This is a genomic window from Amycolatopsis sp. cg5, from assembly GCF_041346955.1.
Classification (GTDB): Bacteria; Actinomycetota; Actinomycetes; order Mycobacteriales; family Pseudonocardiaceae; genus Amycolatopsis.
Map to the genome: position 1 here is coordinate 8,182,661 of NZ_CP166849.1, position 18,318 is coordinate 8,200,978.

Here is an 18,318-nt window from a genome sequence, read left to right on the forward strand (position 1 = left end):
TGACCTGCACATATATGTGAACGCGGATCCACATACGTGAACATCGGCAGACCAGCGCAATCCGCCGAACGGCCCAATTGAAGCCTTGTCGTCCCACTCGCCGGAGTACTACCGTGTGTGACGGGGAGGACGCTCAATGGATTTCCGTTTGCTGGGGCCGGTCGAACTCAGGATCGGTGACCGGCGGGTGGAGCTGGGCACCGGCAAGCAGCGCTGCGTGCTGGCCGTGCTCTTGTTCGGCGCGGGCCGGACACACCCGCTCGAGTCGCTGATCGACAAGGTGTGGGGCGAGGATCCGCCGACCCAGGTCCGCACCGCTCTCTACAGCTACGTCAGCCGGGCCAGGCGGGTGCTCCGGGAGGCGGGCGGCGAGTGCACGATCGCGCAGGAACCCGGCGGCTACCTGCTGGACGTGCCCCGCGAACACGTCGACGTGCATCGCTTCGAATCCTTGTCCCGCAAGGCTTTCCAACAAGACGACCCGGCCGCGCGGGCAGACGCGCTCGCGACGGCGCTCGACCTCTGGCACGGCGAGCCGCTGCAGAACCTGACCGGCCGGTGGGCCGACGAGGTCAGGCACCAGCTGTGGCGACGGCGTGTGCGGGTCTGCGCCGAATGGGCGGGCGCCCTGTTCGAGCTGGGCGAGCACGCCGCCGCGGGGGATCGGCTCGAACGCGAACTGCTCGATCAGCCGCTGGCGGAACCGCTCGCCGGTCAGCTGATGATCTCGCTGTACGCACAGGGAAGACAGGCGGAAGCGCTCGGCCATTTCGCGGCGCTGCGTGAGCGGCTGGCCGAGGAACTCGGTGTCGAACCCGGTCCGGCACTCGGCGAAATACATGTGCGGGTGCTCCGTGGCGAGCCGGTCGGCGTCTATGCCGAGCCCCCGAAAACACCCGCCACCAAAGCCGCACCGAAATCGAAACCCGCGCGACGCCCATTGCCCAGCGCGGATGTCACAGCGCCTTATCTCGGCCTCGAAACCTTTCAGGAGAACGACGCCGCCCGATTCTTCGGCAGGCGGGCGCTGGTCGACGAAATGGCCGCCCGGCTGGACGGGCACCGTTTCCTGGCCGTTTTCGGACCGTCCGGCAGCGGCAAATCCTCGGTGCTGCGTGCCGGGCTTTTGCCCGCTTTCCGTGACGCGGACACCGTGCTGCTCACCCCCGGCGAGCACCCGCTCGCCGCGCTCTCCACCGCTTTGGTGACCGCCGGCGCCGTGCCCGAGTCGATCCGCGGTGAGCTGGCCGTCGACCCGGCTTGCCTCGCCGACCTGCTGCGCTACAGCGACGGCGAGCCACGGGAGACGCCGATCCTGCTGCTGGTCGACCAGTTCGAAGAGATCTTCACCCTGTGCCAAGACGTCCGCGAACGCGCCCAGTTCGTCGAAGCGCTCGTCTCGCTCGCCGATCACCCCTCGGTGCCCGCCAGGATCGTCATCGGGATCCGCGCCGACTTCTATCCGGCGTGCGCGGACTTCCCCGCGCTGGTCGCGCTGCTGCGTGATCGGCAGCTGCTGGTCGGGCCGATGGCCGAGCCCGAGCTGCGCACGGTCATCACCGGGCCCGCCGAACTCGCCGGGCTGAGCGTGGAGCCCGCGCTGGTCGACGCCGCGCTCGCCGACGTGCTCGGCGAACCGGCCGCGCTGCCGATGCTTTCCCACGCCCTGCGGGAAACCTGGCTCCGCCGCACGGGCGACCGGCTCACCGCCGAGTCGTACCACGCGGCGGGCGGGGTCCGCGGCGCCGTGGCGCAGACGGCCGACGAGGTGTTCGGCGGTTTGGACACCCACCAGGCCCGGCTCGCCCGCGAGGTGTTCCTGCGGCTCACCGCACCGGGTGAGGAGTCGGCCGACACCAGGCGGCGGCCGCGTCTCGACGAGCTGCTCGACACCCCGAACGCCCCGGAGATCAAGGCGATTCTCGGCAAACTGGCCGAGGCACGGCTGGTCACCGTCGACGAAGACACCGTGACCGTCGCGCACGAATGCCTCATCCGCGGCTGGCCGAAGCTGCGCGGCTGGCTCGACGAGGACCGCGAGTACCTGCGAGCACGCCACCGGCTGACCGGCAGTGCGCGGGAATGGGAACGGCACGGCAGGAACGAGGACCTGCTCTATGCCGCGTCCCAGCTGGCCACCTGGCGCGACCGCGACCGGGATCGGCTGACCGAGCTCGAACGCGAGTTCCTCGCCGCGGGTGGCCGCAAGACCGAGCGCCTGCGCCTGACCAGGCGCAAGCGGCTCCGGCTGACGCTGGCCGGGATGAGTGCCGCGCTGGTCACGCTGCTGGTGCTCACCGTCGTCGCCGTCGTGCAAGCGGGACAGGCGGACCGGGAACGGGATCGCGCGCTCGCGGGCAGGCTGGTCGCCGACGCCCGCAGCCAGCTGGCGCTCGACCCCGAGCTGGCACTGCTGCTGGCGAGGAACGCCTATGCGATCGACCATGACGCCCAGGCGGAGTCCGCGCTGGCGCAAGCGCTGATCAGCTCCCGGGTCCGCGCCACGTTCACCGGGCACGACGGTCCGGTGACCCAGGTGCAGTTCGGCCGGGACGGCCAGCATCTGATCAGCGGCGGGGCGGATGGGACCGTCCGCTTCTGGCCGGTGAATGGTGGCGTGCCCACCGTGCTGTCCGCGCGGTCCGTGCTGACCGGGCCGGGCGCCGGAGTCGTCGCGCTCGCGCAGAGCGCGGACGGCGAGCGGATCGCGGTCGCGCACGCGCGCGGCGAGATCGAAATGTTGCCGACGGGCGGAGGCGAACCGGTCCGGCTCGGCAGGCTCGTGACGGATGTGCTGGCGCTGGCTTTCGCCGCCGACGGGCGGGTGCTGGCGATCAACGACTACGGCACGGTGGCGACGTTCGCCGCGGACGGGGCCACGCAGCCGGTCCTCCGCTCGGTCGCACCGCACGAAAGCACGGTCGCGGCGTTCAGCGCGGACGCCGGGAAGGTCGCCGTCACCGGTAAGGACAGGCGGGTCCGGCTGTGGGACCTGGCCACGGACGCGGTCACCGAACTGCGCGGACCGGACGTCGAGGTGACCAGCCTGGTGTTCGGCCCGGACGGCCTCGCGGTCGCCGGCGGCCGGGCCGACGGCAAGGAAGAAGTCTGGCGGCCCGGTCAGCAGCCGATGGTGCTGTACCCGAACCGGGACCGGATCCAGGCGCTGGCGTTCAGCCACGACGGCAAGGCGCTGCTCTCCGGCGGCCGTGACCGCACCGGCCATCTCTGGCTGCTGACCTCACGCCGGGACTTCATCGCGCTGCGCGGGCAGGGCGGCCCGCTCCGCACCGTCGCCTTCAGCCCGGACGACCGGCAGATCGCGACCGCCGCCGACGACGGCACGATCCGGCTGTGGGAACCCGCCGCCCGGCCGGAGCACCGGGTGCTCGAAGGCCATACCCAGACCGTGCTCGACACGGCGTTCAGCACCGACGGCGCGCGCGTCGCCAGCAGCGGGACCGACGGCACGGTCGTGGTGGCCGCGGCGGACGGCACCGGGAAACCGGTGGTGCTGCGCGGTCACCAGGGTCCGGTCGAAGCGGTCGCGTTCAGCAGCGACGGCGGGCTGGTGGCGGGCGCGGGCGACGACGGGACCGTGCAGGTGTGGCCGTCGGCCGGTGGCGACGCGATCGCCGTGTACACCGGGATCGGGATCGCCTGGGGCGTGGCGTTCAGCCCGGACGGGAAGTTCGTCGCGATGGCGAGCGAAGACGGCGCGATCCGCGAGTGGCGGCTCGGCACCACCGAACCGCCGCGGATACTGCGCGGCGGCACGGCCGCGGTGCGCGACCTCGCGTTCACCCCGGACGGCAGGATCGCCGCCGCCGCGGACAACGGGACCGTGCAGGTGTGGACCGAGGGCTCGGCCGAACCGGTGCTGCTGCGCGGCGCCGACGGCATGCGCACGGTCGCGGTCAGCCCAGACGGGACGCACGTCGCGGGCGCGGGCAACGACGGCGCGGTGCGTGTCTGGTCCGCCTCGGGCGGCGCGCCGCTGGCCACGCTCGCCGGGCACTACGGGCTCGTGTTCAGCGTGGCGTTCAGCCAGGATGGCTCGTACCTGGCCAGCGTCGGCAACGACAAGAAGCTGCGCGTCTGGAACTGGGCGCGCTGGCGTGACCCCGTGGTGTTCGACGACTACAACACGACCGTCCAGAGCGTCGCGTTCGGGCCGGGCAACCTGCTCGCGGTCGGCCGCGGCGACACGAACAGCACGGTCGACGTCTGGCGCTGCACGTTCTGCCTGCCCGCCGACCGGCTCGGCGAACTCGCCGAGCTGGCCAAGTCCCGGACCACCCGCGAACTCACCACCGCAGAACGCGACCGCTACCTGGGCCCGTAGCACGCCCGCGCGATCTCCAGCAGCGCCGGCGCGTACCCGGCCCGGCTCTGCAGGATGTCGACCGGCGCGGTCACCGGTTTCGTCGCGCTGGCGAGGATCATGGGGTAGTTCGGCTCGGCCTTCGCGCAGTCGTACGGGATCAGATCCGCGTTGGCCCCGCTGTAAGGGAAGTTCCGGAACTGCCCGGCGAGCGCGCGCGGCCCGAGCGGGGTGCCAAGCACGGCGGCGACCGTGGGCGCGTTGTGCCAAGCGTCCTGCGGCGGCGACGAATTCGCCTGGTACGTCCAGCCGCCCAGGTCGTCCCGGTAGCTCGCGACCACATCGGCCAGCCAGGTCCGGACCTTCGCCCCCGCCTCGCGCCGCTCCCATTCGGGGACCAGCCCGCGCCGCAGCGCCTTGCCGAGGAACCAGGCCGCGGCCGCGGACACGTTCCACACGCACGGCTTGCCGACGTCGTTGACGTGGTCCGAGTACGCCGGGCACCGCTCCCCCGCGGACGCCCCGACGGTGTTGAGCATGCTCGCGGCCTCCCGCACCGCCCAGGCGGGCACCCCGCCCCCGTCATACCCGGCGATCAGCGTCCGCCCCACATGCCAGGCCACGGTGATCGTGTACGCGGTGTCCGCCGGATTGACGGTCTTGTCACCGAACGCGTCGAACGGCGCACCGAGCCCATACCCACCCGACGACGTCCGCAGCGCGTAGAGCCGCCGCAGCCACCCCTGCGTCCGCTCATCACGCCAGCCGAAGCGCGTCCCCGCGTACCACGCGAGCGGCGCCACGAACTGAACCCGGACGTACACCCCCGACGAGTCGGCCGCGGCCACCGCCGCGACCGACTCGGTGTACGTCCGGTCGGCGAGCGACACCCACTTGTCCTCATCGGCCGACGCCGCCGGAGTCATCGTCAGCAGCAGGGCCACGACGACTGCCCACCGTGAGAACCGCATGGGTGTCTCCCCCTTTCACTCGCCTGACGCCAGCCTCGCCGGGGCACCTTGCACGGACCTTGCAGCGGCGTGACCAAGGTTTTCGCAAGGCGTCACCGGCAGCGTTCGCCGTGACGGGCCGACCGATGCCCGTCACTTCAGAGGGAGGCATCCATGCAAGGGAAAAAGGCGGCCCTGGCGGCGCTCGGCTCGGCATTGGCGCTCGCGATGGCGACACCCGCCGCGATGGCGACACCGGCACAGAGCGCGGTCGACGGCTGCGAGCGCGCGGGCACCGTCGGCGGCCACGCGAATTACCGGTGCACGATCTACACAGCGGGCGGCGCCCCGACGCAGTACCTGAGCATGAACCAGCTGCACGTCTGGACGATCACCGGCACGGCGGGCCACATGCCGCAGGGCACCAACGGCTTCTTCTGCCAGTCGCTGAAGCAGGGCGCTTCGGTGTACCTGCCGAACGGGGCCAAGAACAACTGGTGGCTGGTGCCGAGCGGCAACTACCCGGGCCTGCTCAACGCCGTCTACATCAGCGGCGGCCGCAACTTCGAGCGCGTACCCGGCCTGCCGGACTGCTGAGCAAGGTCATCGTGAGAGGGGGTCGTGAGCGTTGCGGGCGGTTAGAACCGCCCGCAACGCTCACGAGTCACTTCAGGGTGAGCTTGGGTTTGTGCTCCAGGTTCGACAGCCCGTTCCAGGCCAGGTTCACCAGATGCGCGGCGACCTCGTCGCGTTTCGGCTTGCGCGCGTCGAGCCACCATTGGCCGGTCAACGCGACCATGCCGACCAGCGCCTGCGCGTAGAGCGCGGCGAGTTTTTCGTCATATCCGCGCGCGGTGAACTGCTGGCCGAGAATGTGCTCGACCTGGCTCGCGATGTCGTTCAGCACGGTCGAAAACGTGCCGGTGGAACTCGCGACCGGGGAATCGCGGACCAGGATGCGGAATCCGTCGTGCGAATCCTCGACATAACTGAGCAACGCGATCGCGGCCTGTTCGAGCATCGCCTTCGGGTGCCCACCGTGCAAAGTGGACACCATGCGGTCGAGCAGCGACTGGGTCTCGCGGTCGACGACGACCGCGTAAATCCCTTCCTTGCCACCGAAATGCTCGTACACGACCGGTTTGGACACATTGGCCCGATGGGCGATCTCTTCGATCGACGCGCCGTCGAAGCCCTTCTCGGCGAACAGGGCGCGCGCGACGTTCAGCAACTGCTGCCGGCGCTCGGACCCGGTCATCCTGACCCGGGTCACCGGAGCGGCCGGGCGTGCTCCGGTGACCGTTTCACGTTTCCCCCGCCTCCTGGCTGACACTTACCCCACAGTAGTCGGCGGGCCGGACTCAATTCTTCTCAGTCGCCAATTTGGCCAGGCGCTGCGGCGTCGGCCAGCGGACGCTGTGCGCCCAGCCGAGCTTTTCGAAGATCCAGATCACCCGCGCGGAGATGTCGATCTGACCGCGCTGGACGCCGTGGCGCGCCGAGGTCGGGTCGGCGTGGTGCAGGTTGTGCCACGACTCGCCGAAGGAGAAGATCGCCAGCGGCCAGAAGTTCGCCGACTTGTCGCGCGCGGCGAACGGGCGCTCGCCGATCATGTGGCAGATCGAGTTGACCGACCAGGTCACGTGGTGCAGCACGCAGACGCGGACCAGCCCGGCCCAGAAGAACGCGGTCACCCCGCCCCAGACCGACCAGGTCACCAATCCGCCGATGAGGCCGGGCAGCGCCAGCGTCAGCAGGCTCCACAGCCAGAACAGGTCGTCGACCTTCTGGATGGCCTTGTCCTTGACGAGGTCGGGCGCGAAGCGCTCGGCGTTGCTCTGGTCGCGGTCGAACAGCCAGCCCATGTGCGCGTGCCAGAAACCCTTGGCGATCGCCGCGGGCGAGGTGCCGTACGCCCACGGGGAGTGCGGGTCGCCGTCGCGGTCGGAGAACGCGTGGTGACGACGGTGGTCGGCGACCCAGGTGATGACCGGGCCCTGCAGCGCCATGCTGCCCGCGATCGCGAGCGCGACGCGCAGCCACGGCTTCGCCTTGAAGGAGCCGTGCGTGAAGTAGCGGTGGTACGAAACCGTGATGCCCAGCCCGCTGACGCAGTAGAAGACGACGAAGATGGCGACGTCCACCCAGGTCAGCCCCCAGCCCCAGGCGAACGGGACGGCGGCCAGCAGCGCCAGCAGCGGGGCGATGACCCCGAAGTAGACGGTGGCCTGGACACCGAAGCTCCGCTGCCCGCTGATGATGGGTTTGGGTCCGGTGGAGGTGGAACGGTCAAGGGTGGCCGTCATATAACTTCGCTCCTGATTGCTCTAACTGCAGGTAGGAGCCTTAGATAGGCCAACCTTACCTACGATGCCGTAAGTTACGGTACCGGAGGTTTCGCCGCTTGGGGAGTGCCTGAGACCCCACCTGACGGAGACGGTGTCAGGTCTGGATATCCTGACCAGGATCGATCCGCCGTAGTGTAATCGGCAGCACTTCAGATTTTGGTTCTGACAGTTCAGGTTCGAATCCTGGCGGCGGAGCAAGCTCAAGAGAACCGTAAGCGACGACCCATGGGGGTGTGTGCCGCTGCACGAAGAGGCGATCGAGCCCAGGAACGCTGCCCGGCGTCAGACCCTCGCGGACATGTCCGACGCCTGGCTGCTCGGCCGCGCGCGCGAGCTGCTCGCGGCCGTGCAACGCGTCGAGCACACCGAACAGCTGGAGATCGTGTCGCATCTCGACGAGATGCTGAACGAGACCCAGCGCCGGGGCGAGCCGCTGCTCGTCGCCCACCTGCTGCGCGCGTCGGCGGCCGCCAGGCTGGTCACCCGCGGCATGGCCGAAGAGGCAGAGCCGCGCCTCGACGAGATGCTCGCGCACACCCGCCGCCACGGTTTCGCGCTGCTGCGCGCCGACGCGCACGCGCTGCGCGGGCGCCGTCTCATGCTCGCCGAGCAGGAGGACGCCGCGCTCACCGAGATCGCCAGGGCGCTCGCCATCCTGGACGACTCCGAAACCCCCGACATGCAGTTCGGCAGGCGTGAGTGGGCGCGGATGCAGTCCGGCGCGCTGATCGACTGCTTCATCGTGCTCAACCAGCTCGGCGTGTACGAAGCCGCCGAGGAGGTCATCGGCCGCGCGCACCAGTCGATCCGCGACACCGCCAGCCCGCACGAAATCACCCTGCAGCTGATGAACCGCGTCAAGATGCTGCTCGGCTGGGGCCTGCGGCTCGAACGCGTCGAGTCCTACGACGAGGCCGCCGAGAAGTTCCGCGTCGCCGCGTCGATGGCGCTGGCCGCGGAGGGCCCGTTCAAGGAGTCGCTGTTCCCCCGGATGCCCGACGTCTCCGCGGTCGACCAGGTCGGCGTGCTCGCGGCCGCGCTCGCGCTCGCCACCCCGGACAACGTGCACATCGAGCGGCTCGAGAAGCTCAACACCGACCGGTTCTTCCCGCACGAGCACGAGATCGTCGTCATCGCGCTGGCCCGCTGCTACGACAAGGTCGGCCGCCGCGGCGACGCGCTCGACCTGCTCCGCCGGACCCGCGAGGGACTGGCCGACTCGATCACCTCGCCGTCGATGCGGCTCAACCTCGCCCGCGAGCTGGCCAGGCTGGACAACGTGCCGGACGTCGAAACCGGGATCACCCAGTCGCTGATCGACTACGCGACCACGCTGGAGACCGAGATGTGGTCGCTGCGCGAGTCGCAGATCGCCACCCTCAACGCGCGCCGCGAGCACGAGCGGCTCTCCGCCGAGCACGGCGCGATCACCCAGCAGGCACTGCAGGACCCGCTCACCGGCCTGCCGAACCGGCGCGCGCTCGACGAGCGGCTCCGCACGCTGGCCGCGTCGGCCGACGCGCAGCCGCTCGCGGTCGCGCTGGTCGACCTCGACGGCTTCAAGGGCGTCAACGACAAGCAGTCGCACGCGGCCGGTGACGACGTGCTCCGCATCGTCGCCAGCACACTGCGTGACGCGCTGCGGGGAGACGACATCGTGGCGCGCTACGGCGGCGACGAGTTCATCGCGCTGCTGCCCGGCGCGCCGGTGTCGGCGGCGAAGCAGGCGCTCGGCCGCGCGGTGTCGAAGGTCGCGGCACTGCCGCACAGCCTCTCGCACGGCGTCACGCTGTCCGTCGGCCTCGTGTCGCTGCGGCCGCAAGAGCGGGCCGAGCAGGTGCTCTCGCGGGCGGACGCGGCGATGTACGAGGCGAAACGCGGCGGCGGGAACCAGGTCGCGTCGGCCAACTCGATGGCCGTCGAGGCCGCTGTCAGCAAGCCGCTCGACAGCGGACTGGATGACCCTGCATGGGGCTTCGAGACCCCCACGTAGGATGAACTCCCGGTAGGAACCCCCCGTTTCCTTGTTGGGAGAGCTGTGACCGGCCCGCTGAGCACGTTGATCCTCGCCGCGGGTGAGGGCACCCGCATGCGTTCGTCCACCCCGAAGGTGCTGCACCCGATCGCCGGGCGCCCGCTCGTCGAGCACGCGGTCCGCGCGGCCGCCGCGCTGGACCCGGAGCACCTCGTGGTCGTCGTCGGCCACGGCCGCGACGCCGTCGGCGCGCACCTGGAGACCGTCGGCACGGCACTGGGCCGCACGGTGACCACCGCGGTGCAGGAAGAGCAGAAGGGCACCGGCCACGCCGTCGGCTGCGCGCTGGAGAAGCTCCCGCCCGCGCTCACCGGCACCGTGCTGGTCAGCTACGGCGACGTGCCGCTGCTCGACACCGCCACCCTCGCCGCGCTGCTGAAGTCGCACACCGAGGCCGGCAACGCGGTCACCGTGCTGACCGCGACCGTCGCGGACCCGACCGGCTACGGCCGCATCGTGCGCGACGACTCCGGCGCCGTCGCGGCGATCGTCGAGCAGAAGGACGCTTCCGAAGAGCAGCGCGCGATCCAGGAGATCAACTCCGGCGTGTACGCGTTCGACGCGGCGGTCCTGCTCGACGGCCTCTCGCGGCTTTCGACCGACAACGCGCAGGGCGAGCTCTACCTGACCGACGTGCTGGGCATCGCGCGCGGCGACGGCAAGCACGTCGGCGCGCTGGTGGTCGACGACCCGTGGCTGACCGAAGGCGTCAACGACCGCGTGCAGCTCTCGGTGCTCGGCGCCGAGCTGAACCGGCGAATCGTGCGTGACTGGCAGAAATCGGGCGTCACGGTCACCGACCCGGCGTCCACCTGGATCGACGCGGGCGTCACCCTCTCGCGTGACGTCGTGCTCGAGCCCGGCGTCCAGCTGAAGGGCTCCACCTCGGTCGGCGAGGGCGCGAAGATCGGCCCCGACACCACGCTCGAGAACGTCACCGTCGGCGCCCGCGCGTCGGTCGTGCGCACGCACGGCTCGGACGCGGTGCTCGGCGACGGCGTCACCGTCGGCCCGTTCGCGTTCCTGCGTCCCGGCACCGACCTGGGGAACAAGGGCAAGATCGGCACTTTCGTCGAGACGAAGAACGCGAAGATCGGCGAAGGCTCGAAGGTGCCGCATCTCACGTACGTCGGCGACGCCACAATCGGGGACCACTCCAACATCGGCGCGGCTAGCGTCTTCGTGAACTACGACGGCGTGAACAAGCACCACACCACCATCGGCTCACACGTGCGCATGGGGTCGGACAACATGTACGTCGCCCCGGTGACCATCGGCGATGGCGCTTACAGTGGGGCGGGCACGGTCATCCGGCGCGATGTGCCGCCGGGCGCGCTGGCCGTGTCCACCGGGCCACAGCGCAACCTCGAAGGCTGGGTCGTCCGGCGCAGGCCGGGCACGCCGGCGGCGGAAGCAGCGTCCGCCGCACTCGATGAAGAGAACACCGACGGGGAGTCGAAAGAATGAGTCCGAAGTCCGGTACGCCGAAGAAGAACCTCATGCTCTTCTCCGGCCGCGCCCACCGGGAACTCGCGGAAGAGGTCGCCAAGCACCTCAACGTGACGATCACCCCGCAGACCGCGCACGATTTCGCCAACGGTGAGATCTTCGTCCGGTTCGAGGAGTCCGTCCGCGGCACCGACGCCTTCGTCATCCAGAGCCACACCACGCCCATCAACGAGTGGGTGATGGAGCAGCTGATCATGGTCGACGCGCTCAAGCGCGCCAGCGCCAAGCGGATCACCGTGGTCATGCCGTTCTACCCGTACGGCCGCCAGGACAAGAAGCACAAGGGCCGCGAGCCGATCTCGGCGCGGCTGATCGCGGACCTGTTCAAGACCGCGGGCGCGGACCGGATCATGACCGTCGACCTGCACACCGCGCAGATCATGGGCTTCTTCGACGGCCCGGTCGACCACCTGCTCGCGCAGAACGTGCTGGCCGAGCACATCAAGAAGACCTACGACAACGCCGACATCACCGTCGTCTCGCCCGACTCGGGCCGCGTGCGGCTGGCGGAGAAGTGGGCACAGCAGCTCGGCGACAAGCCGATCGCGTTCATCCACAAGACGCGTGACCCCGACAAGCCGAACCAGGCCGTCGCGAACCGCGTCGTCGGCCGGGTGCGCGGGCGGCTGTGCGTGCTGATCGACGACATGATCGACACCGGCGGCACGATCGTGAAGGCCACCGAGGCGCTGCTCGACGAGGGCGCGGCCGACGTCGTCATCGCGTCGACGCACGGCATCCTCTCGGACCCGGCGACCGAGCGCCTGTCCCACTGCAAGGCGCGCGAGGTCATCGTCACCAACACGCTGCCGATCCCGCCGGAGAAGCGCTTCCCCGGCCTGACCGTCCTTTCGATCGCCCCGCTGCTGGCGCGCGCGATCCAGGAGGTCTTCGAGGACGGCTCGGTCACGAGCCTCTTCGACGGCGCCGCCTGAGCCCAACGCCCCAGAGTCACTTACGGGGCGTGCCATGCCCCGAAAGTGACTTTGGGGTCATGGCATGCCCCCAAAGTCACTTTGGGGCGTTTTGCGTCTCAGCCCTAGGCGAAACGGCGGATGATTCCTCCGCCGAGAGCGCTAGCGTCGGTTCATGGGGAACTTCAAGTTCGGGGTGAGCCTCCGCGCGGTCGAGGGCAGCACCCAGTGGATCGCGAAGTGCCGCCGGGCCGAAGAGCTCGGCTACCGGGCCGTCACCGTGCCCGATCATCTCGGCGAGCGCTGCCCGGCGCCGCTGCCCGCGCTCGCGGTGGCGGCGGCCGTCACCGAGCACCTCCGAGTCGGCCCGCTCGTGATGAACGTGCCGTTCTACAACGCCTCCCTGCTCGCCCGCGACGTCGCCACCACCATCCGCCTCACCGGCGACCGCTTCGACCTCGGCCTCGGCGCGGGCCACATGAAGTCCGAGTTCGACGAAGCCGGCCTGCCGTGGCAACGCGCGTCGATGCGGATCTCGATCCTCGACAAGACGATCACCGAGCTGAACCGCCGCCTGGTCGAAGACGGCACCACACCCCCGCCGCTGCTGCTCGCAGGCAACAGCGACGGCGTGTTGGAGCTCGCCGCGAAGCACGCGGACATCGTCGGCTTCGCGGGCATGCGCCAGGCGGCGGGCCAGTCGCCCGGCACCTTCCAGCTCGACGACGCCGAGGCCGTCGACGAGCGCGTCGCGTTCTTCCGCTCGCGCGCGGGCGACCGCGAGGTCGAGTACAACATGCTGATCCAGAAGGTCGAGATCACCGAAGACCGGCGCGCGGCCGTCGAGGCGTGGCAGGACTCGATCCCGCAGGACATCCTCGACACCGACCGGCTGCTCGAAGCTCCGCAGCTGCTGTTCGGGACCGTCGAGGAGATCACCGCGCAGCTGGTCGCGCGGCGTGAGCGCTACGGCTTCTCGTACATCAGCGTGTTCGAGCCCGAGATGGAGAAGTTCGCCCCGATCGTCCAAGCGCTCTCGGGCACCTAGGGGTCGTGAGTGTTCAGACCGGTTAGAACCGGCCGTATCACTCACGACCCCTCGCGCCCGGCGCCGGGCTCGCACACGGGCGGGGCGTTTGTCACGCTCAGGGGAATGAACGTGGCTTATGTGTGATAGGCGAGTCGTCGAACGCTCCGTTTCCCGCTCATCAGGCCGCGCTCTGGGTGACAAGGGCGGCCCTTGTCACCCAGAGCGTTGCAAGGGTGCCCCTTGTAACGTGCCAGGTGGTTGGGGCGAGCGAGTGGAAGAATTTCCGCATTCAACGGAGCAAACCTTCCACTCGCGCCGAGACACGAGTCGTGAGTGTTTAGACCGGTTAGAACCGGCCGTATCACTCACGACCCTGGCGAGCCTTAGCCGCCGATCGCCTTGAACTCGGTGTCGAGCTTGCCTTTGAGCGCCGGGAAGTCGATGGCCGCGCGCACGTCCGCGGTGGCCGACGGCTGCGAGAGGACCTTGTAGTTCGCGGTGCGGTTGGGCAGGTTGAACTTCACCGTGCACGACATCGTGCTGGACGTGTTCGGCGCCGCGGTCGCCTCGGCGCCGCAGTTCTGCCCGGCGAGGCCCTCCGCGGTGACCTGCACGGTCAGCACCAGGTGCACCTGCGAACCCGACGAGTCGCCGCCGACGAGCACGTTCGCGACCGTCACCGTCGTGGTGCACGAGGCGTTGCCGCTGTTGCAGTCGAACTTGTGGTCCGCGATGGCCGCGCTGGCCTGCGCGACCGAATCGGCGGGCTGGCCGAAGGTGTCGAGCTTGGCGTTGAGGTCGTCGTGGAACTTCTTGGCCACGTCGGGCGCGGCCGCGTCGATGGCCAGCTGGGTGCCCAATGCGCCCGCCGCGGCCGGGTCGATCGCCGCCGCCGGCACGCTCACCAGCCGGTTGGGCTTGGCCGCGCTCACCTGCAGCGAGCCGGTCGGCGTCTTGATGTCGAACACCTCGGTGCCGTCGGGCAGCTTGGTGCGCACCGGCTCGGCCAGCTGGTCCACTGTGGACAGCGTGGCGCGGATCTTCTCGGCGGCCTTGCCCGGCACGAGCAGGGTCGCCGGGTTCACCGGCAGCTCGGAGTCCTCCGCCTTGGCCCAGCCCTTCGCGTAGAGGTCGCCGAGTTCCTGCTTGATGCCACGGGACTTCCAGTAGCCGGCGCCCGCCGACAGGTACAGCTTGCCGTCGGCGATCACCAGCTGCGCGCCCTGGTTGTCGAGCAGCAGCGTGCCGAGCGAGGTGCCCGCCTTGGTGACGCGCAGCGTGAGGTCGACGGGCGCGCCCGCCGAGTCCTTCGCGGAGCCGTGGTAGACGGCGACGGGCTGGTCGGCGAAGGTCTTCAGCGCGGTCTCGACAGCGTCGCGCTGCTCGGCGCGCCGGTCCGCCTTCTGCTGGTCGGCGGCGGAAACACCGGCGGAGCCGGTCACCGAAACCTGACAGCCCGCGAGCAGCAAGCCCGCCATCGCCGTCACCAACGCCACCTTGGCCCGCATACGTCCACACCCCGTCATCTAGGAGTTCCCACCTCACCGCAGGGCCTAGTCTGCCGCTAGTGCGTTTTCGCCGACAGCCAGATCCCCATACCGATTTCGGAACCCCACCGCAAGTGGACGGGAAGCGGTTGGTCTACACTTTCGGGGATTGTCTCGGCGAGGCGGGCTCACCAGTGTGCCCGACGTGATCGACGCGGCGGCTTGAGTAAGGCCATGCGTCCACGTACTCGCCGCCGGCACCCGAGAACCAGTTCTTAAGTTGAAGGAGTGCACCACCGTGTCCGAGGTACGTCTGACCGTCGAGCCGCGCACCGAATTCGGTAAGGGCGCCGCGCGCCGTACCCGCCGCGCTGGCAAAATCCCCGCAGTCCTCTACGGCCACGGCTCGGACCCGCGCCACCTGTCGCTGCCGGGCTTGGAGTTCGCCCGCGTCGTCCGTGAGCACGGCCAGAACGCCGTCATCACCCTCGAGGTCGAGAACTCGACCGAGCTGGCGCTGACCAAGACCGTCGTGATCCACCCGCTGCGCAACTACATCGAGCACGTCGACCTGCTGGTCGTCAAGCGCGGCGAGAAGATCTCCGTGGACGTCCCGGTCGTCGTGACCGGCACCCCCGCCGCCTCCACCCTGGTCAACCAGGACGTCGACACCATCACCGTCGAGGTCGAGGCGCTGCACATCCCCGACCAGATCGAGGTCTCGATCGAGGGCGCCGAAGCCGGCACCCAGATCCTCGCCTCCCAGGTGACGCTGCCCGCCGGCGCGACGCTGGTGACCGACGGCGAGCACCTGATCGTCGCCGTCAACGAGGCACCGACCGAGGCTTCGCTCGAGGGTGGCGACGACGCCGACGCGGCGGCCGCCGAAGAGCCCGCCGCCGAGTAACTCCTTCTCGGTGACTGAAGAACTGCCGGGGGCCGGCGAGCAGGTTCTGCTCGCCGGCCTTGGCAATCCAGGGCCCCAGTACGCGGGCAACCGGCACAACGTCGGTTTCATGGTGCTCGACGAGCTCGCCGCCAGGGTCGGCGGCAAGTTCAAGGCACACAAGAGCGGCGCCGAGCTGCTCGAAGGCAGGCTCGCGGGCCGCCGCGTGGTGCTCGCGAAGCCGCGGTCGTTCATGAACCTCTCGGGCGGGCCCGTCGTCGGCGCCGCCCGGTTCTACAAGATCGCCCCGTCCGGTGTCGTCGTGGTGCACGACGAACTGGACCTGGAGTTCGGCGCGCTGAAGATGAAGCTCGGCGGCGGCGACAACGGGCACAACGGGCTCCGCTCGATCACCAAATCACTGAGCACCAAGGATTACTACCGGGTTCGGTTCGGCGTCGGCCGCCCGCCCGGCCGCCAGGATCCGGCCGATTTCGTGCTGAAGGACTTTTCCACGGTCGAGCGGAAAACGCTCGCGCTGGAGGTCGATCGCTGCGCCGACGCCGTCGAAGCCCTGATCGGGTCAGGCCTTTCCGCAGCTCAGAACGCCTTCCACGCAGGGTGACCTGCATTTCGCTCGATGGAGTTAACCAACCTCCACGATGGGTTTAACGACCGAGCGAAGCCTTTGCGTTAGATCTCAAAACGGTTAAGACGGTTATGGAAGTTATCGCATCCGTCAAAACCTGGAGAGACTTTCATGTCGTTCAGCACCGAAGTCGAATTCGGTAATTCGCCCATCGGCAGACGCGGCTACGCGAAAGCGGACGTCGACGCCTTCGTCGGGCGCATCGCGAAGACCTTCGCGGGCGAGGACGACCTGACCGCCGCCGAGGTGCACCACGTCATGTTCGCGAAGCCGTTGATCGGCAAGCGCGGCTACGACGAGCGTGAGGTCGACGAGTTCCTCGACGCGGTCGAGGAGGAGCTCATCAGCCGCACCGGCGTCCGCGTCCACCGCCTCCCCGCCCAGGCCGCCGACGAGCGCGCACCCGCCCAGCAGCTCCAAGACACCTAGACCCAGACGCGATAAAGCGGGCTTTACTCCGGGGAGTAAAGCCCGCTTTATCGCGGGTACTCAGCTCTTGGTCGCGTTGGCGGAGATCTTCTCCGCGTACTGCGTGGCCGTCGCCGCGCGCTTGACCTTCCCGGACGGCGTCTTCGGCAGGCTGCCGGCGGGCAGCACGACCACCGCGAACGGCCGCATGTCGACGGCGTCGCGCACCCTGGCCGCGACCTCCTTCGCCAGCGCCCGCTCGACCTCGGCGTCACCGGCCAGCTTCGACTCCAGCACCACCGCGAACCGCTCGCGCCTGCTGCCCGCGTCGAGCCGGACGGCGACGGCGTTGCCGGCGCGGACACCCTCGACGGACATGGCGGCGCGCTCGATGTCGGTCGGGTAGATGTTCCGGCCGCCCATGATGATCACGTCCTTGCGGCGGCCGCAGATGATGATCTGGCCGTCGACCAGGTAGCCGAGGTCGCCGGTGTTGAGCCAGCCTTCGGCGTCCTGGGTGGCGAGCGGGCCGTCCATCGTCAGGTAGCCGGGTGTCACGGCCTCGCCGCGCAGCCGGATCTCGCCGACCTCGCGGTCACCGAGCACGTCGCCCGCGTCGTTGACGATCTGCGCCTCGAGCCCGTCGAGCGGGCGGCCGAGGAAGGCGAACGCCCGTGCGGCTTCCGTGCCGCGGCGCTCGTCGCCCTCGGGGATCGGCACCGCGCGGTTGTCGGCTTCGAGCGCGTCGGCCTCGACGACGTCGAGCGTCAGGCCCTTCATGAGCGGCGCGAACGACACGGCGAGCGTCGCCTCGGCCATGCCGTAGGCGGGGAAGACCGCGCCGGGCGCCATCTTGAACCGGGTCGCCGCGTCGACGAACGTCTGGACCGCGGCCTCGTCGATCGGCTCGGCGCCGTTCAGCGCGATCTTCAACGAGGACAGGTCGTACGCGTCGTCCTCGTCGACCCTGGCCAAACGGCGGCCGACGATGGCGTACGCGAAGTTCGGCGCGGCGGTGGCGGTGCCGCCGTACTTGCTGATCAGCTGCGCCCAGATCAGCGGCCCGGTGAGGAACTCGACCGGGGTGATCTTGACCAGCTCGATGCCGAAGACCATCGGCACGGTCAGGAAGCCGACCATGCCCATGTCGTGGAACGTCGGCAGCCACGACACCATCACGTCGGTGTCGAGGTCGAACTCCGCGCGGTCGATCATGGCCTTGACGTTGCAGTACAGGTTGCCGTAGGTGATCTGCACGGCCTTCGGGTCGGCGGTCGACCCGCTGGTGAGCTGCAGCAGCGCGAGCCCGTCCTCGAAGGTCGGCACCGGCTCGGCGAGCGGTTCGCCGTCCAGGTCGGCGATGACCTGGTAGCCGATGCCGTGCTCGGCGAGCACCGGGGCGAGCTGGTCGAACGGCGCGCCGAGCAGCACGGTCTCCGACCCGATCATCCGCAGCACCTTGACGGTGTCCTCGGCCCATTCGGCCAGGTCCGTGCGCGGGGTCGGCTGGTGCAGCATGGTGACGCTGCCGCCTGCCAGCCAGACGGCCTGCACGGTCGGCGCGATCAGCGCGGGCTCCGCGGCGAGCACCGCGACCGCGCTCTTGGGCTTCAGCCCGCTCTTGACCAGGCCGCCCGCGATCCGGCGCGCGTGCTCGTGGATCTCCGCCCAGGTGCGGCGCACCGGTTCCTTGGGCTCCCCGGTGACCATTCCACGCTGCTGGCCACGGCCTGCCGCGGTGGCGACAAGCGTGTCTACAAACCGACTCATGTGTCAGA

Annotated in this window: 14 protein-coding genes and 1 tRNA gene; 10 read left to right on the top strand and 5 right to left on the bottom strand. The window is 69.6% G+C overall.

What is annotated here, in order from left to right; translation table 11 throughout:
- The first annotated feature begins 136 nt into the window (after positions 1–136).
- Complete coding sequence (locus AB5J62_RS36950) at positions 137–4,345, top strand: BTAD domain-containing putative transcriptional regulator (RefSeq protein WP_370944680.1); 4,209 nt, start codon at positions 137–139, stop codon at positions 4,343–4,345.
- Here the strand turns inward: AB5J62_RS36950 and AB5J62_RS36955 are convergent.
- Complete coding sequence (locus tag AB5J62_RS36955; RefSeq protein WP_370944681.1) at positions 4,330–5,295, bottom strand: hypothetical protein; 966 nt, start codon at positions 5,293–5,295, stop codon at positions 4,330–4,332. The genes AB5J62_RS36950 and AB5J62_RS36955 overlap by 16 nt on opposite strands.
- A 153-nt stretch (positions 5,296–5,448) precedes the next feature.
- Here AB5J62_RS36955 and AB5J62_RS36960 point away from each other — a divergent pair, with 153 nt between their 5' ends.
- Entirely contained in the window at positions 5,449–5,871 is a 423-nt protein-coding gene (locus AB5J62_RS36960; RefSeq protein ID WP_370944682.1) for a hypothetical protein, read from the top strand.
- Between the two features lie 67 nt (positions 5,872–5,938).
- On the opposite strand, the gene AB5J62_RS36965 is transcribed toward AB5J62_RS36960, so the two are convergent.
- Both AB5J62_RS36965 and AB5J62_RS36970 read right to left on the bottom strand, forming a co-directional pair.
- On the bottom strand, positions 5,939–6,532 hold the full coding sequence (locus tag AB5J62_RS36965) for a TetR family transcriptional regulator (protein WP_370944683.1): 594 nt from the start codon (positions 6,530–6,532) through the stop codon (positions 5,939–5,941).
- Positions 6,533–6,635: 103 nt separating this feature from the next.
- Positions 6,636–7,580: an acyl-CoA desaturase gene (locus AB5J62_RS36970; RefSeq protein WP_370944684.1), complete on the bottom strand. Its 945-nt coding sequence runs from the start codon at positions 7,578–7,580 to the stop codon at positions 6,636–6,638.
- 165 nt (positions 7,581–7,745) lie between these two features.
- Between AB5J62_RS36970 and AB5J62_RS36975 the strand changes: the two genes are divergently transcribed.
- The 5 genes from AB5J62_RS36975 to AB5J62_RS36995 all read left to right on the top strand — a co-directional run bounded on the left by AB5J62_RS36975 (position 7,746) and on the right by AB5J62_RS36995 (position 13,128).
- Positions 7,746–7,817, top strand: a tRNA-Gln gene (locus tag AB5J62_RS36975).
- A gap of 103 nt (positions 7,818–7,920) precedes the next feature.
- A complete protein-coding gene (locus tag AB5J62_RS36980) occupies positions 7,921–9,615 on the top strand; it encodes a diguanylate cyclase domain-containing protein (protein ID WP_370944685.1) in 1,695 nt (564 codons plus the stop codon).
- 45 nt (positions 9,616–9,660) lie between these two features.
- Positions 9,661–11,124, top strand: a complete 1,464-nt coding sequence (glmU, locus tag AB5J62_RS36985) for a bifunctional UDP-N-acetylglucosamine diphosphorylase/glucosamine-1-phosphate N-acetyltransferase GlmU (RefSeq protein ID WP_370944686.1) — start codon at positions 9,661–9,663, stop codon at positions 11,122–11,124.
- A complete protein-coding gene (locus AB5J62_RS36990) occupies positions 11,121–12,101 on the top strand; it encodes a ribose-phosphate diphosphokinase (RefSeq protein WP_370944687.1) in 981 nt (326 codons plus the stop codon). The genes glmU and AB5J62_RS36990 overlap by 4 nt, the downstream gene beginning before the upstream one ends.
- A 154-nt stretch (positions 12,102–12,255) precedes the next feature.
- Positions 12,256–13,128, top strand: a complete 873-nt coding sequence (locus AB5J62_RS36995; RefSeq protein ID WP_370944688.1) for a TIGR03621 family F420-dependent LLM class oxidoreductase — start codon at positions 12,256–12,258, stop codon at positions 13,126–13,128.
- Between the two features lie 365 nt (positions 13,129–13,493).
- Here AB5J62_RS36995 and AB5J62_RS37000 read toward each other — a convergent pair whose 3' ends face one another.
- Entirely contained in the window at positions 13,494–14,618 is a 1,125-nt protein-coding gene (locus tag AB5J62_RS37000; RefSeq protein WP_370944689.1) for a hypothetical protein, read from the bottom strand.
- Positions 14,619–14,895: 277 nt separating this feature from the next.
- Here AB5J62_RS37000 and AB5J62_RS37005 point away from each other — a divergent pair, with 277 nt between their 5' ends.
- From AB5J62_RS37005 to AB5J62_RS37015, 3 genes are all read left to right on the top strand, one after another.
- The gene (locus AB5J62_RS37005; RefSeq protein ID WP_370944690.1) at positions 14,896–15,504 is read left to right on the top strand and encodes a 50S ribosomal protein L25/general stress protein Ctc; all 609 of its coding nucleotides are present in this window, start codon (positions 14,896–14,898) and stop codon (positions 15,502–15,504) included.
- A gap of 10 nt (positions 15,505–15,514) precedes the next feature.
- Positions 15,515–16,108, top strand: a complete 594-nt coding sequence (gene pth, locus AB5J62_RS37010) for an aminoacyl-tRNA hydrolase (RefSeq protein WP_370944691.1) — start codon at positions 15,515–15,517, stop codon at positions 16,106–16,108.
- Positions 16,109–16,243: 135 nt separating this feature from the next.
- On the top strand, positions 16,244–16,561 hold the full coding sequence (locus AB5J62_RS37015) for a DivIVA domain-containing protein (RefSeq protein WP_370944692.1): 318 nt from the start codon (positions 16,244–16,246) through the stop codon (positions 16,559–16,561).
- Positions 16,562–16,621: 60 nt separating this feature from the next.
- Here AB5J62_RS37015 and AB5J62_RS37020 read toward each other — a convergent pair whose 3' ends face one another.
- Complete coding sequence (locus AB5J62_RS37020; protein ID WP_370944693.1) at positions 16,622–18,310, bottom strand: fatty acyl-AMP ligase; 1,689 nt, start codon at positions 18,308–18,310, stop codon at positions 16,622–16,624.
- Between the last annotated feature and the right edge of the window lie 8 nt (positions 18,311–18,318).